Origin of the sequence: Gordonia jacobaea (assembly GCF_965344965.1) — a bacterium.
Lineage (GTDB): Bacteria > Actinomycetota > Actinomycetes > Mycobacteriales > Mycobacteriaceae > Gordonia > Gordonia jacobaea.
On record NZ_CBDRLS010000001.1, the window covers coordinates 287,546 to 310,652 of the forward strand.

Annotated in this window: 20 protein-coding genes and 1 tRNA gene; 7 read left to right on the top strand and 14 right to left on the bottom strand. The window is 64.2% G+C overall.

Translation table 11 applies throughout. The features are described from left to right. Window positions 1-17: 17 nt before the first annotated feature. The gene (locus ACRVY7_RS01290; protein WP_431815703.1) at window positions 18-1,241 is read left to right on the top strand and encodes an acetyl-CoA C-acetyltransferase; all 1,224 of its coding nucleotides are present in this window, start codon (window positions 18-20) and stop codon (window positions 1,239-1,241) included. Window positions 1,242-1,315: 74 nt separating this feature from the next. On the opposite strand, the gene ACRVY7_RS01295 is transcribed toward ACRVY7_RS01290, so the two are convergent. From ACRVY7_RS01295 to ACRVY7_RS01305, 3 genes are read right to left on the bottom strand one after another with little or no spacing between them, the layout of a single operon-like run. After that, window positions 1,316-2,179 (bottom strand): Bax inhibitor-1/YccA family protein, encoded by an 864-nt coding sequence (locus ACRVY7_RS01295; protein WP_049699687.1) that lies wholly within the window; start codon window positions 2,177-2,179, stop codon window positions 1,316-1,318. 32 nt (window positions 2,180-2,211) lie between these two features. Then, a complete protein-coding gene (locus ACRVY7_RS01300; RefSeq protein WP_049699688.1) occupies window positions 2,212-2,955 on the bottom strand; it encodes a TetR/AcrR family transcriptional regulator in 744 nt (247 codons plus the stop codon). Beyond that, window positions 2,909-5,230: an MMPL family transporter gene (locus ACRVY7_RS01305; protein ID WP_431815704.1), complete on the bottom strand. Its 2,322-nt coding sequence runs from the start codon at window positions 5,228-5,230 to the stop codon at window positions 2,909-2,911. The genes ACRVY7_RS01300 and ACRVY7_RS01305 overlap by 47 nt, the downstream gene beginning before the upstream one ends. A gap of 150 nt (window positions 5,231-5,380) precedes the next feature. On the opposite strand from ACRVY7_RS01305, the gene ACRVY7_RS01310 reads away from it, so the two are divergent. The 3 genes from ACRVY7_RS01310 (at window position 5,381) to ACRVY7_RS01320 (ending at window position 6,781) form a co-directional block, all read left to right on the top strand. Further along, a complete protein-coding gene (locus tag ACRVY7_RS01310; protein ID WP_049699690.1) occupies window positions 5,381-5,779 on the top strand; it encodes a hypothetical protein in 399 nt (132 codons plus the stop codon). An 83-nt stretch (window positions 5,780-5,862) separates the two neighbouring features. Continuing rightward, window positions 5,863-5,936 (top strand) — tRNA-Leu (locus tag ACRVY7_RS01315). A gap of 485 nt (window positions 5,937-6,421) precedes the next feature. Next, a complete protein-coding gene (locus ACRVY7_RS01320) occupies window positions 6,422-6,781 on the top strand; it encodes a DUF4145 domain-containing protein (protein ID WP_431815705.1) in 360 nt (119 codons plus the stop codon). 13 nt (window positions 6,782-6,794) lie between these two features. On the opposite strand, the gene ACRVY7_RS01325 is transcribed toward ACRVY7_RS01320, so the two are convergent. The 8 genes from ACRVY7_RS01325 to ACRVY7_RS01360 all read right to left on the bottom strand — a co-directional run bounded on the left by ACRVY7_RS01325 (window position 6,795) and on the right by ACRVY7_RS01360 (window position 15,241). Next, window positions 6,795-8,237, bottom strand: coding sequence for a tyrosine-type recombinase/integrase (locus ACRVY7_RS01325; RefSeq protein WP_431815706.1), 1,443 nt, complete (start codon window positions 8,235-8,237; stop codon window positions 6,795-6,797). A 1-nt stretch (window position 8,238) separates the two neighbouring features. Beyond that, a complete protein-coding gene (locus tag ACRVY7_RS01330; RefSeq protein WP_431815707.1) occupies window positions 8,239-8,883 on the bottom strand; it encodes a recombinase family protein in 645 nt (214 codons plus the stop codon). Next, window positions 8,868-9,095 (bottom strand): hypothetical protein, encoded by a 228-nt coding sequence (locus ACRVY7_RS01335; protein ID WP_431815708.1) that lies wholly within the window; start codon window positions 9,093-9,095, stop codon window positions 8,868-8,870. Before ACRVY7_RS01335 ends, ACRVY7_RS01330 begins: the two co-directional genes overlap by 16 nt. Before the next feature lie 199 nt (window positions 9,096-9,294). Beyond that, window positions 9,295-9,954, bottom strand: a complete 660-nt coding sequence (locus ACRVY7_RS01340; RefSeq protein WP_431815709.1) for a hypothetical protein — start codon at window positions 9,952-9,954, stop codon at window positions 9,295-9,297. A gap of 354 nt (window positions 9,955-10,308) precedes the next feature. Next, window positions 10,309-12,621, bottom strand: coding sequence for an AAA family ATPase (locus tag ACRVY7_RS01345; protein WP_431815710.1), 2,313 nt, complete (start codon window positions 12,619-12,621; stop codon window positions 10,309-10,311). Window positions 12,622-13,251: 630 nt separating this feature from the next. Beyond that, window positions 13,252-14,028, bottom strand: a complete 777-nt coding sequence (locus tag ACRVY7_RS01350; protein WP_431815711.1) for a hypothetical protein — start codon at window positions 14,026-14,028, stop codon at window positions 13,252-13,254. Next, window positions 14,025-14,237: a hypothetical protein gene (locus ACRVY7_RS01355; protein WP_431815712.1), complete on the bottom strand. Its 213-nt coding sequence runs from the start codon at window positions 14,235-14,237 to the stop codon at window positions 14,025-14,027. The genes ACRVY7_RS01350 and ACRVY7_RS01355 overlap by 4 nt, the downstream gene beginning before the upstream one ends. 548 nt (window positions 14,238-14,785) lie before the next feature. Further along, window positions 14,786-15,241, bottom strand: coding sequence for a hypothetical protein (locus ACRVY7_RS01360; RefSeq protein ID WP_431815713.1), 456 nt, complete (start codon window positions 15,239-15,241; stop codon window positions 14,786-14,788). Window positions 15,242-15,363: 122 nt separating this feature from the next. On the opposite strand from ACRVY7_RS01360, the gene ACRVY7_RS01365 reads away from it, so the two are divergent. Continuing rightward, window positions 15,364-15,612 carry a helix-turn-helix domain-containing protein gene (locus ACRVY7_RS01365; RefSeq protein WP_431815714.1) on the top strand — a complete coding sequence of 83 codons (249 nt, stop codon included), beginning with the start codon at window positions 15,364-15,366 and terminating at the stop codon, window positions 15,610-15,612. 871 nt (window positions 15,613-16,483) lie between these two features. Here ACRVY7_RS01365 and ACRVY7_RS01370 read toward each other — a convergent pair. From ACRVY7_RS01370 to ACRVY7_RS01380, 3 genes are all read right to left on the bottom strand, one after another. Continuing rightward, a complete protein-coding gene (locus tag ACRVY7_RS01370) occupies window positions 16,484-17,692 on the bottom strand; it encodes a hypothetical protein (protein ID WP_431815715.1) in 1,209 nt (402 codons plus the stop codon). Between the two features lie 566 nt (window positions 17,693-18,258). After that, window positions 18,259-19,089: a sulfurtransferase gene (locus ACRVY7_RS01375; protein ID WP_431815716.1), complete on the bottom strand. Its 831-nt coding sequence runs from the start codon at window positions 19,087-19,089 to the stop codon at window positions 18,259-18,261. A 38-nt stretch (window positions 19,090-19,127) separates the two neighbouring features. Further along, window positions 19,128-20,585: a dihydrolipoyl dehydrogenase family protein gene (locus ACRVY7_RS01380; RefSeq protein WP_431815717.1), complete on the bottom strand. Its 1,458-nt coding sequence runs from the start codon at window positions 20,583-20,585 to the stop codon at window positions 19,128-19,130. Between the two features lie 89 nt (window positions 20,586-20,674). Between ACRVY7_RS01380 and ACRVY7_RS01385 the strand changes: the two genes are divergently transcribed. After that, on the top strand, window positions 20,675-22,192 hold the full coding sequence (locus ACRVY7_RS01385) for an alpha/beta hydrolase (protein ID WP_431815718.1): 1,518 nt from the start codon (window positions 20,675-20,677) through the stop codon (window positions 22,190-22,192). 76 nt (window positions 22,193-22,268) lie between these two features. Then, entirely contained in the window at window positions 22,269-23,084 is an 816-nt protein-coding gene (locus tag ACRVY7_RS01390; protein WP_431815719.1) for a PE-PPE domain-containing protein, read from the top strand. Window positions 23,085-23,107 lie beyond the last annotated feature (23 nt).

Consider the following 23,107-nt stretch of genomic DNA (forward strand, 5'->3'; position numbering starts at 1 on the left):
CCAGTAACGTGTTTCACATGCCTGAAGCTGTCATCGTTGCCCATGCCCGCTCCCCGATCGGCCGTGCCGGAAAGGGATCCCTCAAAGACGTTCGTCCCGACGAACTCTCTCGCCAGATCGTCACCGCACTTCTCGCCAAGGTCCCCGAGCTCGACCCCAAGGAAATCGAAGACATCCACTGGGGAATCGGCCAACCCGGCGGCCAGGGCGGCTACAACATCGCCCGCGTGCTCGGCGTCGAACTCGGCTTCGACCACATTCCCGGCGTCACCGTGAACCGCTACTGCTCGTCGTCGTTGCAGACCACCCGTATGGCCCTGCACGCCATCAAGGCCGGCGAGGGCGACGTGTTCATCTCCGGTGGCGTCGAGAGCGTGTCGAGCTTCGGCATCTCCGGCGGCGCCGACGGTGCGCCCGATTCCAAGAACCCGCTGTTCGACGAGGCGCTGGCCCGCACCGAGCGCAGCGCGGAGGGCGGCGCTCCCGCGTGGCACGATCCGCGCGAGGACGGCCTGATCCCCGATGTCTACATCGCCATGGGTCAGACCGCCGAGAACGTCGCAAGCTTTACCGGCATCTCGCGTGAAGACCAGGATCACTGGGGCGTGCGCAGCCAGAACCGCGCAGAAGAGGCCATCAAGGCCGGATTCTTCGAGCGCGAGATCGACCCGATCACGCTGGCCGACGGCACCGTCGTCAGCACCGACGACGGCCCCCGGCCGGGCACCACCTACGAGAAGATCGCGCAGCTCAAGCCCGTCTTCCGCCCCGACGGCACCATCACGGCCGGCAACGCCTGCCCGCTGAACGACGGCGCGGCCGCATTGGTCATCATGAGCGACACCAAGGCCAAGGAACTCGGCCTGACCCCGCTCGCCCGCGTCGTCGCCACCGCCGCGACCGGACTCTCGCCCGAGATCATGGGCCTCGGCCCCATCGAGGCCGTGCGCAAGGTGCTTCGCGTCGCAGGCAAGTCGATCTCCGACATCGACCTGTTCGAGATCAACGAGGCATTCGCCGTCCAGGTCATCGGTTCGGCAAACGAGCTGGGCATCGACCACGACAAGCTGAACGTGTCCGGCGGTGCCATCGCGCTCGGCCACCCGTTCGGAATGACCGGTGCACGTATCACCACCACGCTGCTCAACAACCTGCAGACCTACGACAAGACGTTCGGCATCGAGACGATGTGCGTCGGCGGCGGCCAGGGCATGGCGATGGTGCTCGAGCGCCTGAGCTGACCAGACCCCCAACACAGCACCGAGGCCCTGCACTCACGGAGAGTGCAGGGCCTCGGTGTATGAGGGGGCCGAAACTAGTTGTTGGAGTTGAAGTAGCTCAGCAGACGCAGGATCTCGACGTAGAGCCAGACAAGGGTGACCGTCAGGCCCAACGCGACGCCCCAGCCCGCACGGGCAGGTGCGCCGGCACGGATCAGGCGATCCGCGGCGTCGAAGTCGAGAAGGAAGCTGAACGCCGCCAACGCGATGCAGACCAACGAGAAGATGATCGCGATCGGACCGCCGTCGCGCAGCACACCGGCACTGCCGGTGAACAGACCGATGATCAGGTTGCCGATCATCAGCACCATCACACCGATGAGTCCGGCGAACAGCATGCGCGTGAAGCGCGGGGTCACTCGGATGGCGCCGATCTTGTAGACCAGCAGCATTCCGAAGAACACGCCGAACGTGCCGAGAACCGCCTGGCCGATCAGCGCGCCCGCACTGGTGTCTCCACTGACCATCCAGTTCGCGAACACGAACGAGATCGAACCGACGAACAGTCCCTCGAAGGCCGCGTAGGCGAGGACGATCGCGGGATTGTCCTGCTTACGACCGAACGAGGCGACCAACACGAGCACGAGGCCCACGATCGCGCCGATACCCATGAGGGGCCCGGCCAACGCGTTGTTGTAGCTGCTGAGGACGTAGCTGAGGATTGCCGTGACCGTCAGCACGCCGAGCGTGATCGCCGTCTTGGTCACGACGTCGTCGATGGTCAGTTGGCGTCCGGCGGCCTGCGGGGGCGCGTACTGCGGCGGGACCTGCTGACCGTACTGGTTGTACATCGCGGCTTGCCCGGCCCCGGCCATGTTCGACCCGAAGCCGGCGTAGCCGCCGGGATTCTGGTTATCGCGGACGACGCCGCGCATCACCGGGTTACTGCTGTCTCGCACAGGTGCTCCTTATTATGGACGTGTACGTCTCATCAACGGGGATCGACCCGTTCGAGTTCCGACTTTACCTTCTCTTGACCAATTGAGGGATTCGACGGCGTACTCAGTGAGTCGAGGAACACTCGAACCTCGTCGGGTGACTCGTACTCACGGATCGACAGCACCGCTCGCCCCAGACAGATCGAGCGAAGGGTCTGCGCGGCAACGGCGAAGTCATCGCCCCAGCCCAGGCCCGGCTTTGCGATCATCAGCGACGCCACGCCATGCGCGGCGGTCCATAGTTCGAGGACGACGTCGCCGACCTCGTCGGGGGCGAAAATGCCCGCTTCTGCGAGTTCGCTGACAGTTCCGGTGAATCGCACGAACGCCGACGCCGCGAGCACCTCGTCGACCTTGCTGCGCTCAGCAACGGGCGAGACGTGATGGAAGGCCTCCCGGTAGAGGACCGGCGTGTCGACCGCGAACCGCACGTAGGCGATGCCCATCTGCAGGGCTCGTTCCAGCGGATCGTCGACTCCCTCCGACGCCGCGGCCAGTTCCTTGTCGAGACTCTCGAAGTATCGGGCGCAGACGGCTTCGAGGAGTGCGTCCTTGTCGTCGAAGTGCAGATAGATCGACGGCGGGGTGACTCCAACCCGGTCGGCGACCGCCCGGATCGATACCGCCGATGCGGCTTCGGAGTCGAGCAGTAGTGACGTGGCGGCGTCGATGATCTCGTCGGCCAGCAGTTCACCCGACCCGCGGGGCGAGCGGCTCCTGCGGCTGGTCCGTGTCACTGTTCTCCTGCGTAGTCGTCTCGTTCTTGTTGGTCTCTCGCGTGCCCGGCGGCTCGTCGTCGATCTCCTCGGACAATCCGAAGCGGTCATGCAGGCGACGCAGCGGTGCGGGCGCCCACCAGTTCAGGCGCCCGGCGAGGCGCATGAACGACGGAACGAGCAGCATCCGGATGAGGGTGGCATCCATGAGCACCGCAAGCGTGAGTCCGACACCGAACATACGCATGAACGACACCTCCGACGCTGCGATTCCCGCGAACACGATGCTCATCAGTAGCGCTGCGGCAGTGATGACGCGACCGGTCCTGGCAATGCCGAGCGCGACGGCCCGGTCGTTGGCCGCGCGCGACCTGTCCGACGCGAGCCACGATTCGCGAATCCGGCCGAGCAGGAACACCTCGTAGTCCATGGACAACCCGAACGCGATGCAGAACATCAGCACCGGCATCGTCGCCGCGAGATACCCGGTTGCCGTCGTGCCCAATCCGCCGAGGTGACCCTCCTGGAAGAACCACACCATCGCACCGAACGTCGCCGACAGCGACAACACATTCAGCACCAACGCCTTCAGCGGAAGAATGACGCTTCCGGTGAAGAGGAACAGCAGCACGAACGTCGCGATCGCGATCACCCCGAGCACCCACGGCAAGTGCGCATAAATGGAGTCGACGGTGTCGACGTTGGTCGCCGCGGAACCGGTGAACTTCACTGTCAGGCCCGCGGGTACCGGCACGTCTCGGAGCTGAGCCAGTTGATGCTCGCCCGATGGCCGCATCGGTTCGAGGTTGGTGGCGACCGTGATCACTCCGACGTCGCCGCGTTGGTCCGCGGGATTCGCCGGGGCAACAGCTCTTCCGTCGACGAAGGTTCCGCCCGCCCCCGACACCGAGTTGACGTCGGCAACCCGCGACAACTCCTGCGAATACGCCGCCCTCGTCTGTGCGGGGACATCTCCGGTCGCGACAACGGTGACCGACGACGAGAGGTTCTGGTCGAAGTCGTCGCGGATCTCCTGCTGGATCTGATGCGCGCTGGCGCTGGTGGGCAGCACGCGATCGTCGGGGAAGCCGAACTTGATGGACAGGAACGGAGCACCGAGAACCAGCAGGAAGACGACGACCGTCGCGCCGACCGGCGCGGCCCGTTTCAGCACCCACGACGCCGCGCGGTACCACCAACCCTCTTCGACCGGGCGTGGAGTCGGCTCAGGACGGCCCAGCAGCTTGCGCACACCGCGGCGCACGTCGAGGGAGTCGATCCGGTCGCCGAGGAGCATCAGCACCGCGGGCGTGATCACCAGCGACGTCACGGCGGCGATCACCACGACACCGACTCCTGCGTACGCGAAGGACCGCAGGAAATACATCGGGAAGATCGCCAGTGCGGCAAGCGCGAGAGCAACGGTCACCGCCGAGAACGCGACGGTACGTCCCGCCGTCTGCATCGTGCGCAGGATCGCCGACGGTCTGTCACGGCCGCCGGCGACTTCTTCGCGATACCGCGTCACCAGCAACAGCGTGTAGTCGATCGCGAGCGCCAAACCCATTGCGGTGGTGAGGTTCAACGCGAAGATCGACACGTCGGTGGCGGTGCCTATCAGACGCAGTAACGCGAACGTCAGCACGATCGCGATGATGCCGACGCCGATCGGCAGCATCGCCGCGATGACGCCCCCGAATACGACGATGAGCACGAGGAAGCTGATGGGGATCGCTATCGCCTCGGCGACGGCGAGGTCGCGCGTGGTCTGCTCGTTGACCTGCTGGAAGACCATGCCCTGGCCACCGACGCGGACCGTGATGCCGTCGCGGGTGCCCTCGAATCGGGAGGCGACCTCCTTGGCATGCGCAGGAGCCTCGGCTTCCCCGCCGTCGAGCGTGGCGATGATCAGCGCCGAACTACGGTCCTTGCTGACCAGGCCGGACGCGAGCATCGGGTCCTGCCACACCGACAGAATCGGTTGCTGCACATAGGGAAGGGCGTCGAGTTCGGAGACGATCGACTTGCCGACCGCGGCGGCCCGCTGGTCCTTCTCCATGTCGGTGCCTGCAGGCGCGTCGAGTTTGATGACGACCTGCAGGCCCCCGCGCTTGAACGTGTCGTCGATTTGCTGCGACGCCTGCGCCGACTCACTGTTCGGATCGGAATACCCGCCTGCCAGCAGGTGCTGGGATGCCGAAGCCCCGTAGATTCCGCAGAGCACGAGGAACAGGAACGCCAGTGCGAGAACACGTTTGGGCGCGGATATGGCCACACGGGTAAGTCTTGCCAACATGCGAGTCCCCTAGCGCGTCGTGGTCACTTACCCGCGTTAAGTTATCGGCAGTAAGTCAGCTAGTCAAGGGTGTATCGGCTGATTGGAGGAGTCGCTGATCCAGCTTCATCGGCCACGGTGAGAAGGCAGCCTGTTCGGCTACCATGAGGTGTGGTTTACCTCTCACTTGCTCTCGCCGCCGTCGCGGTCGGAGCGTGGGTGCTGTCGTACCACCGATCGTCACAGGCGCGCCGCAGCCCCGACCTGTTCATCGCACTCTCCGAGCTCAACGACTCGAGGTCGGACCATCAACGGCACGCGGCAGAGGTCATCGACGAAAAGCATCACCTCGAGGCGCGCGCGGGCTGGCCGTCGGCCGTGATCGGGCTGCTGTCGGTGATGGCAGTGGTGTTCATGGTCCAAGACCCGTCGAGCACCGTCAACGGAAATCGGCTCGTGTGGATGACCAGCGAACTGCTGGTGATCGCGCTGATCTCAGCAGTGTGGACGGTGTGGTGCGTTCAGCGCGCGGCGCGGCTGACGGTGCGCCAGGCCGGCCTCCACCGATAGTCGCGACACCTCGATCCACGGCCCCACTTCCCGCACGGGTTTGGTTCGATCGGGCAGTGGCCGCATGGCATGCTTGTCGACGCGCCCCTATAGCCCAATTGGCAGAGGCAGCGGGCTTAAAATCCGCACAGTGTCGGTTCGAGTCCGACTGGGGGCACAGGTAGCAGCGTTTTCGCGCTTGTCGACGCCCCGCCACCCCGGCACCGGCCCGGCGCAACCCGCCGGTGTGCGGCCGATGAGATGTCGGACCGGAGCGATAGGCTGCGTGACATGGCATCTGAGGTGATTTCGGCACCAACCGATCAGCCGGACTCGAATGAGGGCGGCGAGCGTAATCCGGATACTCTGCCGTCATCCCTCGACCCGAGTGGTAGGTGTTCGCGATGTGAGAGGGTCAGCAATTTTACGGTCGACTCCACCGTTGGCCTGGTTGACGGTTCCGGTTGCGCATACCCGTACCGAGAGCGTGCAGTCACTCTTGCTTGCCACGGTTGTGGCGATTCGTCGATCGTTATTGAGCGGCGCAAAACTAACCACACTCGGTGGAGTCCCGTCTTTTGGTATCCAAAGCCTGGGCATCTCGGGGATACGACTGATGTTCCAAAGGAAATCGCAGGAGCCTTCGATGAAGGAGTGCGCTGCGTGAGCATCGAGGCCCCAAATGCCGCAGTTGCAATGTTTCGCAATGCACTCGCCCAGATCGTGCAGGACAAAGGTAGTGACGAAGCGAAGAAGAAGAGCACTCTCAATGAGGCCGTAAAGCAAATGGTGACCGACCGAACTCTCCACGACGGCTTCAAGGAATGGGCAGATCACGTCCGGAAGGTCGGGAATGCCGGTGCGCATCAAGAATCGTGGTCGGAGATACCGATCGACCAAGCTCAAGAATTATGCGAGTTGGTCAAGCACCTGATCGACACGCTCTACGTGCAGCCAGGGCGTATCAGGCGCGCGATGCCCGCGAAGAAGCGAGGCGATACTCCAGGACAAGGCCAACCGTAGTCTGGGGTAAGCCCTACCGTCCAAATAGCGGGACCACATTCGACGGTTCCGGTTCGGGCGCAACGCTTTCGCGCGCGGTCGGCTCCGGTAGATCGTTCAGCGCACCGCCGTCTTCCTCTGGAATCCAGTCCCCGTAGGTATCCAGCGTGAGCGTGAAGGTGCTGTGGCCCATCCACCGCGACACCTGCATAAAGTGAACGCCCGCCATCAACTGCATGACGGCAAAGGTGTGGCGCAAGTCGTGCAGGCGGACGCCCTGTTGCGCCGGGGCGCTGGCGCTCGCGGGACGGCTCGCCGGGAGACCCACGGCCTCCAGCGCAGGCTTAAGAATCGTGTCGTAGAAGGTGCCCATAAACACCGGCTGCGACCAGTCCAGCGGCACCGCGTACCGCTGCCCCGCCGCGCGGTGCCCGCCGCCGTTCCTCCGACTAGGCCAGAGCGGCGCTGACGCCTCGTTGGCGCGGGGGTGCGCCGCCACATACTGCCGCAGCTTCTCACTTAGCCAGGGCGGTAGGGGCACCGTTCGCCGTGACTTTCGCGACTTCGGCGTGGTGGTCAGCCACGCTCCGCCCTTCCGGTCTTTCGTGCGTGCCACACGCACCGTGCAACGGGTGGTGTCGCCTTCTGCGCCGGGGCGGGTGGTGAACGTGAGGTCGCCAATTTCCAGGCCGCTGTTCTCGGCCGCACGCAGGCCGCTGTACGCCAAGAACTCGACCATCAGCGCGTATTCGGGATACGCCGGGAGCGCTCGCCCTCCGGCGTCGGCAACCTTCCCAGCGACCGCCCCACTCAGCTGGCCCACCTGCTCGGCCGACAGCGGGCGATGCTGAAACTTCTCGCGGTCGCCGGTAGCACGGCCCCCGTCGTAGTCGACGCGGTCGCACGGGTTGCTGGTCAGTGCGCCGTGCTGCATGGCGTACTTCATCACGCGGCGCAGTCCGTTCCAGGCGTGCTTCACCGTGCCGGGCTTCAGCGGTTCGCCGCCGTTCTGCCGAGACTGCTTGCGCACCAACCCCGTTAGAAACTGCTCGCAGTCCTTCGGGGTGATCGCCGCCGTCGCCTTGCTGCCAAACTCCGGAAGCAAATAGTGCCGCACGATCTTCTCGTAACCGTCGAGCGTGCGCTGCTTCAGTCGGCCCTGCGCCACTTTCACATGCTGACTGTCTAGCCACGCCTGCGCGTAGTAGCCGAGCGGCAGATCGCCCGCTTTGCGCTGATCCGCCAAGGCGCTGGTCTGCCCGGTGTGTTTGGCGGCGTTCAGTTCATCGCGGCGGGCTTCGGCGTCTTCGCGGGTGGCGAAGGACTCCTGTCGGCTCCGCAACTTGGTCTTGCCGTTGGGCAGCATTACCGGCAGGCCGTAGTCGTCGCGAACGGGTTCACGCCACACGACTTCGTAGCGTTTGACGGCGCGCCCCTTGCGTTTCTGGCTGGTCTCGTGCGAGCGAACGTAGGCCATGTCACGCCACCTTCCCTTCGTTGATGCGGGCCAGGACACGCCGCACCGACGAATACGACCATGCATCGCCGCCGGTTGCGGTGGGGACGCCCTCTGCAGTCAGTCGGTTGGCGATGGCCTTGGCCCCGAGGCCCTGCAGCGAGAGAACCTGGATGCGGCGCTGGGCGGTAGTGCTGATGAGCTTGCCTTCGCCGCGTTTGCGTTTCTGTTCTAGGGCCTCTCGGGTGCGGGTGCTGATCTTCCGGCGTTCCTCAGCGGCCACAGCCAGGCGAATGTCGGCCTGGAACCGCTGGCTCGGGTCGCCGCTGTCGGCTCCTTCGCAGTCCATCAGCCTCCAGCCATAGTCGTTGGCGCGCTTCATGATTTGCGCGGCGTCGAGCTGGTCGCGGGTGACGCGGTCGAGCGCGCGGACGAGGAGGCCTTGCGCGACTCCCGACTCGACAGCCGCGATCGCTACCTCGCGGCCGAACATCGCGTCGGTCTTGGCTCCGCTGACAACGTCGGTGGTGACGGTGAGCAGTTCGTGGCCGCGTGTCTCGCACCAGCGCTCCAGGCTTTCGCGCTGAGCCTCCAGCCCGAGGCCACTGTCGCCCTGGTCGCGAGTTGAGACGCGCACGTAGCCAACGACTTTCATCGCACACCCCACACGGTCACACCGCGGAACGGCGACACGTCCACGATCTGCATCCCGGGTACGTAGTCCGCCGCGATGATGGTCGCGGCGATAGCGCGCACGTCGGCCGGGGCGCTGCCGACTGGAGCGAGCACGTCTAGTTCCTCGCAGAAGGTGCCGTCGCTGAACGCGACGGTCCACGCCTCTTTGCCGACGGGGATGGTTCCGCCGTGGAACTCAGTCATGTTGTCTCCCTTGTGCTGTGGGGTCCGAGGGGCGCACTGCACCTTGCGCCCCTGCACCCCACCCTACCGCGCTGTGATGCTCGTCACTACTCGTAAACTGTTGTCCGAGTTGATGATTCGCGCTTACGCCTGTTGAGATGCGGCGCGAGGTGGCCGTGGGCGCAGTGGGTGGCGTTGGGCCGCCCCTGCGGCTGCTGGCCTACTGGGAACGCCTATTGCGGCGTGCCGGTGCTTGTGGTGGTGGCGCGGTGCGGTGCAGTTGCTCCAGCGCGTCGGCTAGGTCCATGAATCCCGTCGCGTCAGCAACCTGCGGACGTTCGGTGTCGTCGTAGCGCGGAGCCAGCGGAAGTGCCGACCCAGCCGACGACGCGCCTTCCTCCACGACTTCGGCATCGACCACGGCGAGTTCTTCGGCAATCCAGTCGGCGTTACCGGGGTCGTCGTCGGCACCCTCTGCGGAATCGCCTCGGCGCGAACGACTCTCGGCACGGGTCCCACCCTGCATGACCGCGCTCAGAATCTGCTCGAATCGCTTTGTCGGGCCGACCTCTACCTCTACAGCTGTCTTCGCGCTCAGCCCAGCGCGGTCGAGAGCGCTGTTGGTAGCGGCAAGGCGAACCCCATCTGCCACGTCGTCATCCACGGCCATCTTCAACAGATTCTTGGCCATGCGGTCGGCGGCGTTCTCCAGGCGGGCACGCGCGGCAGCTTTCACTGCCGGGGCCGCGCCACCATGCACACGACACACCGTGCCGCCCGCTATCGCTGCGCGCCTGCATCGCTCGCCGTTCTTCTTGTGCCCCACACACTGATTCGGACGGCCTTCCATGCTCCACAGCGGGACACTCTGCGTCTTCATAGGTGCCGTGTCTGCGAACCCGTCGCGCTCTACTTTCGCCGGCTCCCACACTTCGAATTCTGGATCGTTCGGGTCTGGAATCCATCGGCCTGCTTGGCCTAGTGTCTCGTTTTCTTCCATCTCGTTCTCCTCCTTGTTTTGCTACCTGCAACCCATGCCCATGCCGCGCTTGGGCACCTGCCCATGCCGGGGCCTGCACCACCACCACCGCCGCCCCCTACGGGGGGCGGCATGGGTGGGTGGTTGCACCCATGCCGCGTGGGTCAGGCATGGGTTGGCATGGGTACCCCGGAACCCCGCTAAACCGGGCACACAACCCGTCGTGACGACACCTCCCAACGCAAATTCCCCGTCTCATCGCGGCCTATTCGGGCCGCGTCTGACCTTGTCGGGCTTGCCGTTGGTCGTCTCTTCGATCTCCACGTAACCCTGAGTCACACACCGGCCAAGACACTCCAGCGTCTTCTTATGGCCCAGCCCTGTGTCGGCGCGCTTGATCTGTTCCTTAGAAACCCACGCGCCGCTCTCGTCGTGTTTGGCGTCGGGGCCGTCGAGCAGTTTCAGAGCTGCTCGTGCGACGGTTTCGTCGTCCTGTACCTGCCTGTCGGCGGCGAACCCCTGACTGGCGCTGTCGACAAGTAACCGCCGTGTGGCGGTTTCGTAGTCGAGGGTCAACGAGACTATTCCGTCTATGCGGCCCACTCCGCTGAGATACCGCCGATTGTCAGGCGGAAAGTTCCCCGGCTTGCCGCCGTGCCGATACGACAGCACCACCTCGGGGTCGCCTTCAATCGCAGACGATCCTCTGGCTCGCGCCCGTCTGTCGTCGTCGGTGTGTCCCGCGTGGTGAATTACGAATGCAGCCGGGACGTCAGCCTGTGACATGATCTCGCGCAACGCCATCCACCACGCGTTGACTTCAGTCGCCGAATTCTCGTCGCCCCGATAGATCTTCGACAGCGGGTCGAGCACCCACAGTTTCACATTGTGTTCACGCAACCACGCGACAGCTTGTTCTCGCCAAATCGGAAGCATGAGGTCAACCGAATAGCCCGACATGTGAAAGAACTGCAAGCGCTTGGCGTATTCGTCGTCAACGCCGTGTTCGCGCATCCACTTTTCGTAGGTGGCTGCCGACACTTCCGCGTTCCACACGCCGACCCCGGCGTCGTCGGTTAGATGCGTAGGCAGTTGCCCGAACAGGTCGCCGCCTTCCAGCGCCGCCTTGACGAGGTTGATTCCCACAGTGGACTTACCGGTCTTGTTCTGCGCCGACAAGAGCGTAATGCCTTCACCGATAACCATTCCGTCGACCAACTGCGCTGGCTCGGACAACGGAGAGTTCATCGCATCGACCATGGACCGTGTCGGCGGAAGCCGCATATCCCGGGACGCCCGGCTGCGCCTGGCTAACTCCTGCGCTTCCATCCGCATCTCAGCCTCGACCGCCATCTGCGCGATGCGCTGCTCGCGGGTATCAACGTCGGACCTCATTGGATCGGCGAATCCTTTCGCCGCGAGGTCTTTTGCGGCAGCCTTCAGGTCGCCGTCGAAGTTCAGCTGCGCGTACGCTCCGAACTTCGTGTAGGTCTTCTCGTCGCCGGTTTCAAACGCTGTAGACGACGAAAACACATATAGCAGACCGGTTCCCGCGTAGTTGGTGGTGGCGCTCGTCCCCGACGCCTTACCGGGCCGCGTCCACCGATCACTCTCGGCGGTGCTGTGGTCGCGTCGCCACCCGTGCGGTTCGAGTATCTCGTCCCAGGTCGTGACCGCTGCCCACGCGTCGCCGGGACGAGCACCCGCCACACCCTGCCCTGCAGAACGGCTCCGCTCGGGGCGGAGTTCACCGCTCTGCGTCTTCGGAGCGCGCTGGTTCAACTGCCGAGCCAACGCAAACATGGTCTCTCGCAGCTCAGCGTTCACAAAGTGCAAGCGCTCAGGAGCTGGTGACAGGACCCTAGCCGACCACCCGCCGGAATCACCGGCGGCGTCATCCTGGTCGTCCTCAGTGACAATCTTCAGCTTGGGGAGCGGACGCACGTAGTGCTCAGGCAGGCGGATGCGTCGGTAGAGTCGCCCGGTGGGATGCACGTCGGCGTGGCTTCCGGCCACCACTACAAAGCCTCCAACACCGCGCGTCTCGATCAGCACATCCGATTTCTTCACCGTGAAGTCGTCACCATCGCCGCGCTCAACGTAACGCGGGATCGGTTCGCCCTCAGCTGTTCTGGCCAGCTTAAGATTGCCGTCGAGAGTGTCTGTTCTGTAGATCAAGTGATATCCACCGCCAGGCGAGCAGGCCAGGTAGCCGTCGCAGATCGCCCTGAGTGCATCAGAGAGACTGGCCTTCACCATCGCCTGACACCACATCGTCCACTCGACCTCGCGCTCGAATTCCAACAGTTCGACGCCGCCAACGCCGGTGGCAACGCCAAGTCCACGCTCGGGACCGAACCACTCCCCGACCTGCTCGTCGGTAGCCGGTTCGGACTGAAATCCTTTCCACAACACAGCCGGAGCTTTACTCCCATCTGTCCGCACTGGAATCGGCGAGGCTCCAAGGTCGCGCCATGCGAGTGCGGCGTCTCGAATATCGTTCGCGCCCTTATGTTTACGCGGTGGCGTTGACTTAGCCCACGGTGTAGGCTGCTGGTCAGGTTGCATTGGCGTTTCGCCTTTCGTCGATGCTGCTTCTTGTCGAGGGTCGAACGCCTCGCCGTGGAACTCCCAGCGCCACGGCGAGGCGTCTTCGTACTTCTCATGTGTTCCGTTGCGCAGCAACGGGTATGCTGCGTTAGTCGACCCCGTCGACGTGTTCAAGAGAGTGCCGAATCAAGCTCTCCGAGTGAAATTGAGGAGCGTCGTCCGGTAGCGCCGGGCGACGCCCTTTTCGCTTTCCGACGTCAATCTCGCGGGTGACGGCCGCGGTCGCAATCCCACCGCGACCACCGATAACGGCCACAGCTACTTGAGATGCAGCAACCCCAACACCACCGCACCAGCCAGCCGTAGCAGCGTCCACGGGCACGTCAGCCGGGCCGGAAACACCAACCGGCACAACCACACACACCGCCGGGTACCGCACACCCTGGCTCTCGCGGCACGTCAATATGACGGCGCTCGGGTCGACCAAGGCAACGCCGTCGCCGGTGATCGGCCACTCGCGGCCACGGTCGTCGACGACAATCGGCACACCCCATCGGCGGCGCGTACGCACCGCCCACCCCACAAACAAGTCGGGCCGATCACACAGCGCCCCAGCAACTATCGCGGTCCCAGCCGCAATCCTCCGCATCAGCGGAAACGATCGTCAGGCCAACCCGCGGCAACGTCCCAGTCGTCCCAGGCGAGTTCAATGTCCAGCGGCAAGTCCGACTCTCTCTGTAGACGCGTCTCGCACATAAAGCACGTCGGCAAAACTCGCCGAACCGCACCGCAGTCCACCTGAAGGAACATGTCTACGCCCCGGTCATCGTCGCAGAAAAAGCAATCCGGAATCTTTTGCGCGCGAGTCACATAGCGCATGACGCGGTCACGGGACCACCCCTGTGGCACCAGGTACTCTCGATTACCAATCCCGCGCGGACTGTAGACCACCACCGTGGCAATAGGGCTACCGCCAGCCTCGGCAACGTCGGCCGCCAGGTCGTAGTCGTACTCGGCGCGCTGCAACTCCACTCGGGCCTGCGGGCCACGCTCGGCCACGGCCTGTTCGATCGTTATCTGCTTGAGTCGGTCGTCGTAGCTCTGCGCGGCACGGCCCGGATTGCGATCCTTCAATATTCTTCGCCCACAGTTGGATAACCAGAACGATCCCGGCACCCCGTGCGGCTCGACCGGCATCTCCTTGGCACGATCCAAAGCGTCGGACACTTCGGGAATCAGCCGCGCGTCGGGCGAACACCTCCGGTACTCGCCTCGGAGCCGTTTATGGTCGGTGAGCATCGTTTTTCTGATCTGCTCTACCATCGGACTGCGCCGTGTGGCCTCCCACAGCGCCTCATAGTCGTTGTCTCGCAACGCAACAAGCGCCGGATACTTATAGAAACTTGCCTGCCATTCGGCGCTCACGCTGCGCCGCCTTCGTTTACGACAGGTCGTGCCATACCCTGAATCCAATCGAACAGCGCCTGCGGCGAAGTGGCGTTCACACCCTTCAGCTTCCAGACGGGCAACTCTCGGCGTTCCAGCCCCCGACGCATCTTCGTAGGCGAGATCGCAACGCCAAGAACGTCGTTGCAGTACTTGACCATCTCGTCGCGCGTCACAATGACAGGCATGTTGCTGAGTTCGTCCCGGTCTATTGGACGACGCCGTGGCGGATTGTGCTGTGGAACAGCGAAACTGGCGACCTGCGACTGCGGTCGCGCTTGGACTTGAGACATTGCAGCTCCTCTCTGACGAGAGGGGCGGAACGCGGAGCAGCAGAAACCGACCGCGAACACCCCTCAGATGAGTTGTTGTGTTCACTAGTCGGCACCACTTCAAGGGATACGGGGCTGCTCCAGACTTTCACTGGGCCGTGTCCGCATCGGGTCCGAAATATCACGAAGTCGCTTGACCGCTCCGACGCCCGCCTGGCGGCTGGCGTGTTGCCCAAGGTACACGGCGGGCGGTTGGTGCGCAACCACCAGCCAACGGAAGCCGTTGCACAGCAACGACTCTCGCCGATCGGACAAGGCAAACCGTGGATTCACTTATATGCCAGGTCCCAGAAGCACCCTTTCCAACACCCCCGCAACGCCGCCTGCGAAATGGTCTGGCGCGGAGGTATAGGGATACCAGCCTCGTTTACTTGTTTGTAACATGCAGCAAGGCGTCAGGAATGCTATTTTTTGCGTGCGTTGTACTTGATCGGCGGATAGTCCCAGACCGCCTGTATCGAGTTCCGAGGAGTGAAGCTCCCACCCGTTTCAAGTTCAGCCTCAGTCACGGTGACGGGGCCGTACTCACCGATCTTGACCTCGTAGGCGGGCTCACCAGCCTTCACGCCCTTGACTTGAAAGTTGAACGAACAGGCAGGCCCCTCCCCTGCCGTGAGCAGAACTAGTTCACTCTTACCGAGAATCGTTCCGTCAGCCCCCTTGACGATCACGGGATCACCCGGACGGAGTTGCTCGTCGTAGTAAACGCACAGACCGCTCGCATAGCTTTTGTCCGCGTTGTTACCGACAGAACTCTTGATGTCGAACGTCTGCGCTTTACTCTCGCCGCTCTCACACCCCGCCACCACCATCACCATTACCAACAACGAGACCGCACCAGCGATGATCGTTCGTTTCATGATGATCCCTTCGTGGAGTTTGTCGTGTACGAGAGGAATCTAACGTAGTAGCCGCCTTAACGTGCAAATACGTTGTTTCCACTCTGGACGGTTGCACTCGGGACGTATGAGCTAGGTCGGCCATGCCTGCCGACGTCAAGCCACCGCACAACGCCACCCTCGCGGCGTTCGGTGAGCGCGTGCGCGCACGGCGGCACGAACTCGGCTGGATCCAGGAACAGGCAGCAGAGCACATCGGCATCCACTGGGCACACCTCGGCCAGGTAGAACGCGGGCAACGCAGTAGTCGAATCGAGAACGTCCTAAGAATCGCCACCGGACTTGACACCACGCCGGGCGCATTAATGAACGACCTCCCGCTAGACAAGTGAGCACGGTCCGACCCCGCTGTGGCGTAGAGACCAAGCGGGGTCGGCGTGAACGAAGGCTTACCAAAGCGCAGAGGCGAGGCCTTCGTTCGTGCGGCGGACAAGTCGACGCCGACTCGGGACGGACACGTCTACGTCCCTGCTCTTTCTTGGCTGCTCTCGCGGCCAAGACGTTTTAAGTTGTGGTGGCTGCCGCGCGTGGTGGCTGGGTGCCGTGTCCCGCCCCGCTGAATAGCTACTGCACGCCCTGCACCGTGTAGCCGGGCGCGGTGGGCCGGGCGGGTGCATCTCAACCGGCAGGCTGGTTTAGCGCCGTACTCGGTGTCCGGTCGTAGCTGACGACCCACTCCGCGCACGGCCTGCCTTCTGCCCAAGTTTGTATCCGGTAGTGGTCGTTGCCGCCGCGAACAGCGCCGCCCGCGACGCCGTCACTTTGGCCGCTGCCGGGGCCGGAACCAACGCGCCCACTGCGGCCCCCGCCAACGCCGACCGCCGAACAGTTCGCCTCCGCGACGCCTCGGCACTCTGGCGCGCCGCCGCTATTTCTGCGACGCCGTCAATAGCTCGCTTCAGTGCCGACTCCGCCTCATCGAGGGCGCTCAGCACGCGCGTGCCCGGTGTCGCGGCGAACCGCCCTCGACGATCACGGCGATAGATTCGGCTCACTTCGACCTCCCCCACGCGCGGCGCTCGGCTAGTTCGTCAGCCAAGGCGCGGAGGCCAGAACCCGTGTCGGCGTCGGCGCGGGGAGTTTTTCCCCGGTACCCTCCGCCCTGCGCTGGAGGTACGTCCTCCAGACCAGGCGGCGTCAGCCCTGGCCCCCACGACATTTCTCCAGCGTCGGGACCGTAGTCGGGAGCGTCGGCAGACACGGCTAGTTCCATGCCCACGTTGGCGTGGTGTAGCTGCCACTGGCCTTGATCTGCACAACACACGCCGCGCCGCGATACCGTACCCCGGTACCGAAGGAGCGTTGGAAGAAGCTGTCCTGCAACGGATATCGCTGATCTCGGCCGGGGATGATCCGCAAACCCTGATACGCGGGGTTCACGTGCTGACGGAACGCTACCGGGTTGCGGTTGCTGTTGGGTCCGCCGGTTGCGACCACGGCCACATAGCCCGCCGGAAGGTAGTAGCTGGGCACAATCCACGCCGGGCCGAAACTACCGAGCACTTCCAGTCCGCCGTACTCGCCCGGCGCTACCTGGCCCACCACGTTCTCGGCAGACAGGTAAGCCGGAGCCGACGAACTCGGCACAAAGTCGTATTTCGACTCGATGCCGTTGGTTTCAATGCCAGCGCGGAAGGTGCTGACAATTTCGGCTTCATTCGGGTGACACAGGACGATTAGCCGCGACGAGCCGTCTACGCCAAATCCCTTCGACGTGACCTGATTAATCGCGTTCACCAGATCGCCCGGATCGAGTGCGGCGTTACCGCTGACCAACAGGTGCGAATTGCTACTGACGAACGTTTGCCCCGCATAGCTCGGCGGCACCATGCCGTCTGTGCCGTTGTACAACCCGTAGACCGTCTGGCCCATCTCATTGAGCCGCGACGTCGGCGTGAACAACTGCCGCAACAGCGAACCCGTGACCAGCCGATTGTCTGCCTCGATTGCCCGATTGATCACACTGCGAACCTGCTCTGCCGAGGCACTCCGCAGAAACTTCCATGTGAAGCGCGACGCGAGATCCTTGTCTCTGAAGTCGTAGCCCAAGATCAGCGCGTCGGGTTCGGCGCGGATACCGGTCGGCTCGCCAAATTCACTGGCGTCCTCGAAGTGATCGCCCCCGATGGTCTGCGGGATCGCGTCGCCAACGTTCACCGTGGGATAGCTGATCAATGCGGCCAACGCCGAGCGCTGCTTGTTCCACGCGGCCATTGCGGTGGCGGCTTCATCCCAGATGACGCCCAGGTCCACGCCGTCGACAGTCTGGTTGACCAGAACGTCGCCGTGGCTGCTGTAACCGACCGCGCCGGAATCAGCACCGAACGCAAATACGTCACCCCGGCGCGATGGACGCGCAAAAAACGGGTGACAGTTCCAACTGCGATTATCAATAGGACGGGTAGTAGTCATAACTGAATTTCTCGATTACGGTCTGGCCGCACAAAGCGGCGTGAAATGGAAAGAATTGGTCGGCAATCCACCGGCAACGTGCCGTGTAGAAAATCCGGCCCCAGACCGAATGCCAGTACCCCGACGAAAACCCGACGAACCTGCCGTACGGATTCAACATCTCAGAAGCCCTGCTCTCGCGGGCCAACCGCCACCTGCGGCTGCTAATGCCCCGAGGTGGCCTACCGTACGCCCCCGAGCCGCGCCCACGCTATACCTGCCGCCTCCACCGGCGAGCACCCCGCGACCTACCCGCACCCCGGCAACACCCCGGCGCGCGGGGGTGATCCGGCGGTACTCAGCCGGTGGCCGCTGCTGCGCAGTCAGTAGCTCAATATTGCCTTTTACCTGCACTTATCCCGAGAGCGCCAGGGCGTACGCGCTGGTAGGCACAGCGCGCAGCCAGCGGGCTGGCACTACTTAAAATCCGCACAGTGTCGGTTCGAGTCCGACTGGGGGCACCCGTCGAAAGTTGTGTGGGATCCTCGGGGGCATTTTTGCACCCCTGGGTCCCACGCAACTCGACGTCAATTAGTCGTCAGCGGCCGCGTCGGGTCGGATGTCCACGCGTTCATCGAGCCGTCGTAGACCGCAGCGTCGTCGCGTCCGACTGCGGCGAGAGCGAAAGCTGCTGCGGTGGCAGCGATTCCGCCTCCGCAGTAGGTCACGGGTCGCACCGAATCGTCGAGGGCGCCCACGGCGTCGAAGATCGCCCGCAGCGCGGGAACCTCTTTCAGCTTGCCCCGCTCGTCGACCAGCTCGCCGAAGGGCACATTCACACTTCCGGGAATGTGGCCTGCCGCGAAGGTGTCACGGTCGAGGGCGTTGATCAGGAGCACGGCCGAGTCGTCGACGTCGGTGACCACCTCGTCGGTGGTCTCGATGCGCTCCTGGCGCCGCTTCGCTGTGAATTCATCTGGCGGATAAGTTGATTCGCCACGGTCGACGGAGAAGCCCGCGTCAACCCACGCCTGCAGGCCTCCGTCGAGCACGGCCACGTTGTCGAAGCCCTCCAGACCGAACTGCCACCACAGTCTTGTCGCCCAGATCCCGTTCTCCGAGTCGTAGACCACGACACGCGAGTCGTCACCGACCCCGGCCGCACCCACGGCCGCCGCGAACTGTTCCGACGACGCGACGGCGAACGGCGCATCCCCGTCGGGATCGGTGAGCGCGGTGAGTTGATCGACGAACACCGCGCCGGGAATGTGACCGGCCAGATAAGAAGCCTGCCCGGGCTCGATCTGCGGCGCCCCGTCGCCGAACCGGAGATGAACGGTCGCGTCGACGACGCGCAGCTTGGGATCATCGCCCAGATCGCGCAGGTCAGAAGCAGTGATGAGATGTGGCGTGCCCATACCCCGACACTACCGGCGGCCGCGCACATCTCCGCCGATCAACTCTGCTTTCCGCGCAGGTTCTCGAGGAGCCTGAGCCAGATCTCGCTGATCGTGGGATACGACGGGACCGCGTGCCACAGCCTTTCCACCGACACCTCGCCGACGACGGCGACAGTCGCGGAGTGCACGAGCTCCGCGATGTCGGGTCCGACAAACGTGGCTCCCACCAACACATTTCGCGCGCGGTCGATGACAAGGACCGCGTGGCCGCTGTAGTTCTCACGGGCAAGGGCCGAACCCGCGACCTCGATATCGAGTTCGGAGGTGGCGACATCGATGCCAGCGTCGCGGGCGGCACGTTCGGTCAGTCCGACCGACCCGACCTGCGGCTCGGTGAACACCACCTGGGGCACAGCGGCATGGTCGGCGGTGGCCAGATTTCGCTCACCGTCGAGCGAACGACCTTCTGCGCGCGCGGCGATCACGTCACCCGCGACCCTCGCCTGGTATTTGCCCATGTGAGTCAGTGGCGCACGACCGTTGACATCACCGACCGCGTACAGCCACTCGTGCCCGGCGACATTGAGGTGATCGTCGACGTCGAGCTTGGCCCTGGGGTCGATGCCGAGCGCGTCGAGTCCGACGCCGACGGTGCGCGGGCGTCGGCCTGCCGCGACGAGGATCTCGTCGACTTCGAGTCGGTCGGTGACATTGCCGTCGTGGTCAGCGAGTTCGACGACAGCGGGCCCGCCGTGCACTCGCCCGTAACCCGTGTCGTCAACCTCCGGCCGCGCCACTGATCCGAACGTCGTGCCGAAGCGGATGTCGACTCCCCGCTCACGCAGCCCCGACGACACTCGTTCCCCGACAAAGGGTTCCATCGACGGAAGCAGCGAATGGCCGCGCACGACCATCGTGACCACACTCCCGAGCTCGGCGAGCCAGGTCGCCGCCTCGCAGGCAACGACTCCCCCACCGAGCACCGCGATGCGCGCAGGAATCTCGACGAGATTCGTCGCATCACGCGACGTCCACGGCGCAGCGTCGACAAGCCCGGGGATCGGTGGAATCGAGGCATCGCTTCCCGTCGCCAACACCACCGCCTCGGTGGCGCGCAGGCGTCGACCATCCACCTCGACCTCCCGCTCACCCACCAGCTTGCCGACGCCGCGCACCACGTCGATGCCCGCGCCACGCGCCCAGTCGACCTGCGACGAGTCGTCGCGCTTATGGGTGATCGAGTCGCGCCACGCCAGCAGACGGCCGGGTTCGGGCTGATCGTCGACGACCCGAGTCCGCGAACCGGGCAGCCCCGTCGCGGCCTCGAGCGCTGCGCCGGCCCCCAACAACGCCTTGCTCGGCATGCACGCCCAGTACGAGCATTCGCCGCCGACGAGTTGACCCTCGATGAGCACCGCACGTCGAGCGCTTCCACGGATTGCGTAGTCGGCGGCGTTCTCACCCGCAGGCCCAGCGCCGATCACGATGACGTCGTAGGTGTCGGTATCTGCCATGAAATCCACGGTAGCCCCGGGCTGATGTAACAGTCGCTGCCCGCAGAACGACCACTAACACATCGGGGTCCGTACACCGCAGGAGACTCATGCCCATTTCACCCGAATCCGCTGCCGGCGATCCTCGCGATCAGTGGATCACCTACGACGCCTCACTTGCCGACGAGCCGACGCCCCCGGGGCACCAAAACCCTGGTCCACGCCGAATCCGACGCAGGCTGGTCGGCCTCGCCACGGTGCTCACGCTGACGGCAGCCCTCCTGGGTCTGAGTGCGGTGATCGGCAAGGACGACCGCGCGTCGGCGCTCGTCGGACACCCCGAGGTCCTGCGTGACGGCTGCAAGTGGGACTCGTCGGGAAACTACGTCCAGAACTGCAGGGTTTGGTCGAAATCACAAAACAAGTGGATCGTCGTCCAGATCCGAGCGTCGAACGGCAGCAACAAGGGCGTGTACCTGCTCGACGGCATGCGTGCCCGCGACGACCGCTCCGCGTGGACCACCGACGTCCAGGCCGCCAAGGTGTACGACGGTAAGAGCGACACGACGTTGGTCATGCCCGCCGGAGGGGCGTCATCGTTCTACACCGACTGGGACGCCGGAGCAGGCGACAAGAACGTCACCATCAAGCAGGAGACCTTCCTCACCGACGAACTGCCCGCATACCTCGCCACCAACTTCGGCGTGAGCCGGTCGAACAACGCGATTGTCGGGCTGTCGATGTCCGCCGGCCCTGCAGTCACGCTCGCCGAGCGGCATCCCGAGCAGTTCAAGGTCGTGCAGGCGATGTCGGGCTACTACCAAACCGACAATCCGATCGGCGCGCTCGGAGTGCTGGCGACGCAGACACTCGTCTCCAACTACACCAACGGGATCGTCAACATGTGGGGCGCGCCGGGAAGCGCACGGTGGACCGCGAACGACCCGTCGAAGAACATCGACAAGCTCAAGCAAAACGGGCAGACTCTGATCATCTCGTCCGGGAGCGGCTTTCCGAGTCCCGCCGACATGGCGAAGCTCTCGCAGTCGGATCTGATCAACGCCATCGCGTTGGAAATCCTGTCGGCGGTGTCGACGGTGCTCATGCAGTTGCAGCTCGCGCAGGCCGGAGTCTCGGTGATCTCGCTTCCGAACTACGGAGTCCACAACTGGGCCAACTGGGATCGCGGTCTCGGAGCGGGCAAGAACGACGTCTTGACCGCACTCAACAAGACGCCTGCGGTGACCGCGAAGACTCAGCTCGTCAGTGCTGCCGGATCGCCGGAACCCGACGGCGTGGCTAAGGCAACCGCAGCCGCGCGTGTCGCGGCGGCGAAGCCGGTACAAACCCCGGCTGTGCTCGCGGCGCTGGCGGCAAGTGAGTCGTCGAGTGCAAGCAGCTCTCCGTCTACCTCGACGCCGGCCTCAGCATCGGAGTCTGCCGAATCTTCCGCTTCCACAACCGAATCGACGACGGGCACTCCCTCCGAGGAGACCACGACGACCACTAACCCGGCCCCGTCAGGGTCCACCGAATCGAGCCCGAACACCTCCACGCCGGCACAGTCGACGACTCCCGAGTCGACAACAACGACGACAACAACAACGGTGCCCACGCCGTCGGGGTAACGCTGCCGACCCCTCCGACGACATAACATCTCGAACGTCACACGCGCGATCTGACATTTCCAGGGGGGAAATCGCTATGCGCTCGAAGTTTGTCGTGTTCTTTTGCGCTCTATGCGTCGTGGTGCCGGGCATCTGGTTCGGCACCGCCACAGCGAAAGCTGACACGGGGGTCACGGTTCTCACCGTCGGACCGAATCCGAACGTGGTGTCGGCGCCGATGTCCACCGAGCTGCAGGGGGTCATGTGCAAGGCGCCCAACACGTGCAAATCGGTGTCGTATCAGACGTCGGGATGGTTGAGTTCGGTGGTCAACAGCGGGGTCTCGGCGTTGTCTGCCGCGATCGCCGCGACACCGGGCAAGAAGGCCGTGATGGGATTCTCGCAGGGTGCTCTCGTCGCGTCGGAATGGCTCAAACGCTATGCGGGAAGCGCGACTTCGCCGGCGGCGTCGGACATGTACTTCGTGTTGCTCGGCAATCCGCAGCACCCACTCAATGGGCGTAACACGCTGCAGAAGACCGGGACCCCGACGCCGTACACGAAGTACACGACCATCGACATCAGCCGCGAGTACGACGGCATGTCCGACTACCCGAACGACGTCGGCAACACACTCGCCGTGGCGACCTCGCAAGACGGCTACACGTCGATTCACCCGTACTACACCGGCGTCGACCCGAACGCGTCGTCGAATCTCGTGAAGCGGACGGGCAACTACACGTTTGTTCTCGTGCCGACCAGCTACCTCCCGCGCTACGAACGGATGCGCAACAGAGGTCTCGGCAAGCTCGCCGAGCAGGGCAACGCCACGTGGAAACCGGTCGTCGATCGCGGGTACAACCGGGCCGGCTTCACACAACTCGGGAACACCACCGTGGTGCCTGTCCGCTGAGGGATTCCACTCGAATGATGTAC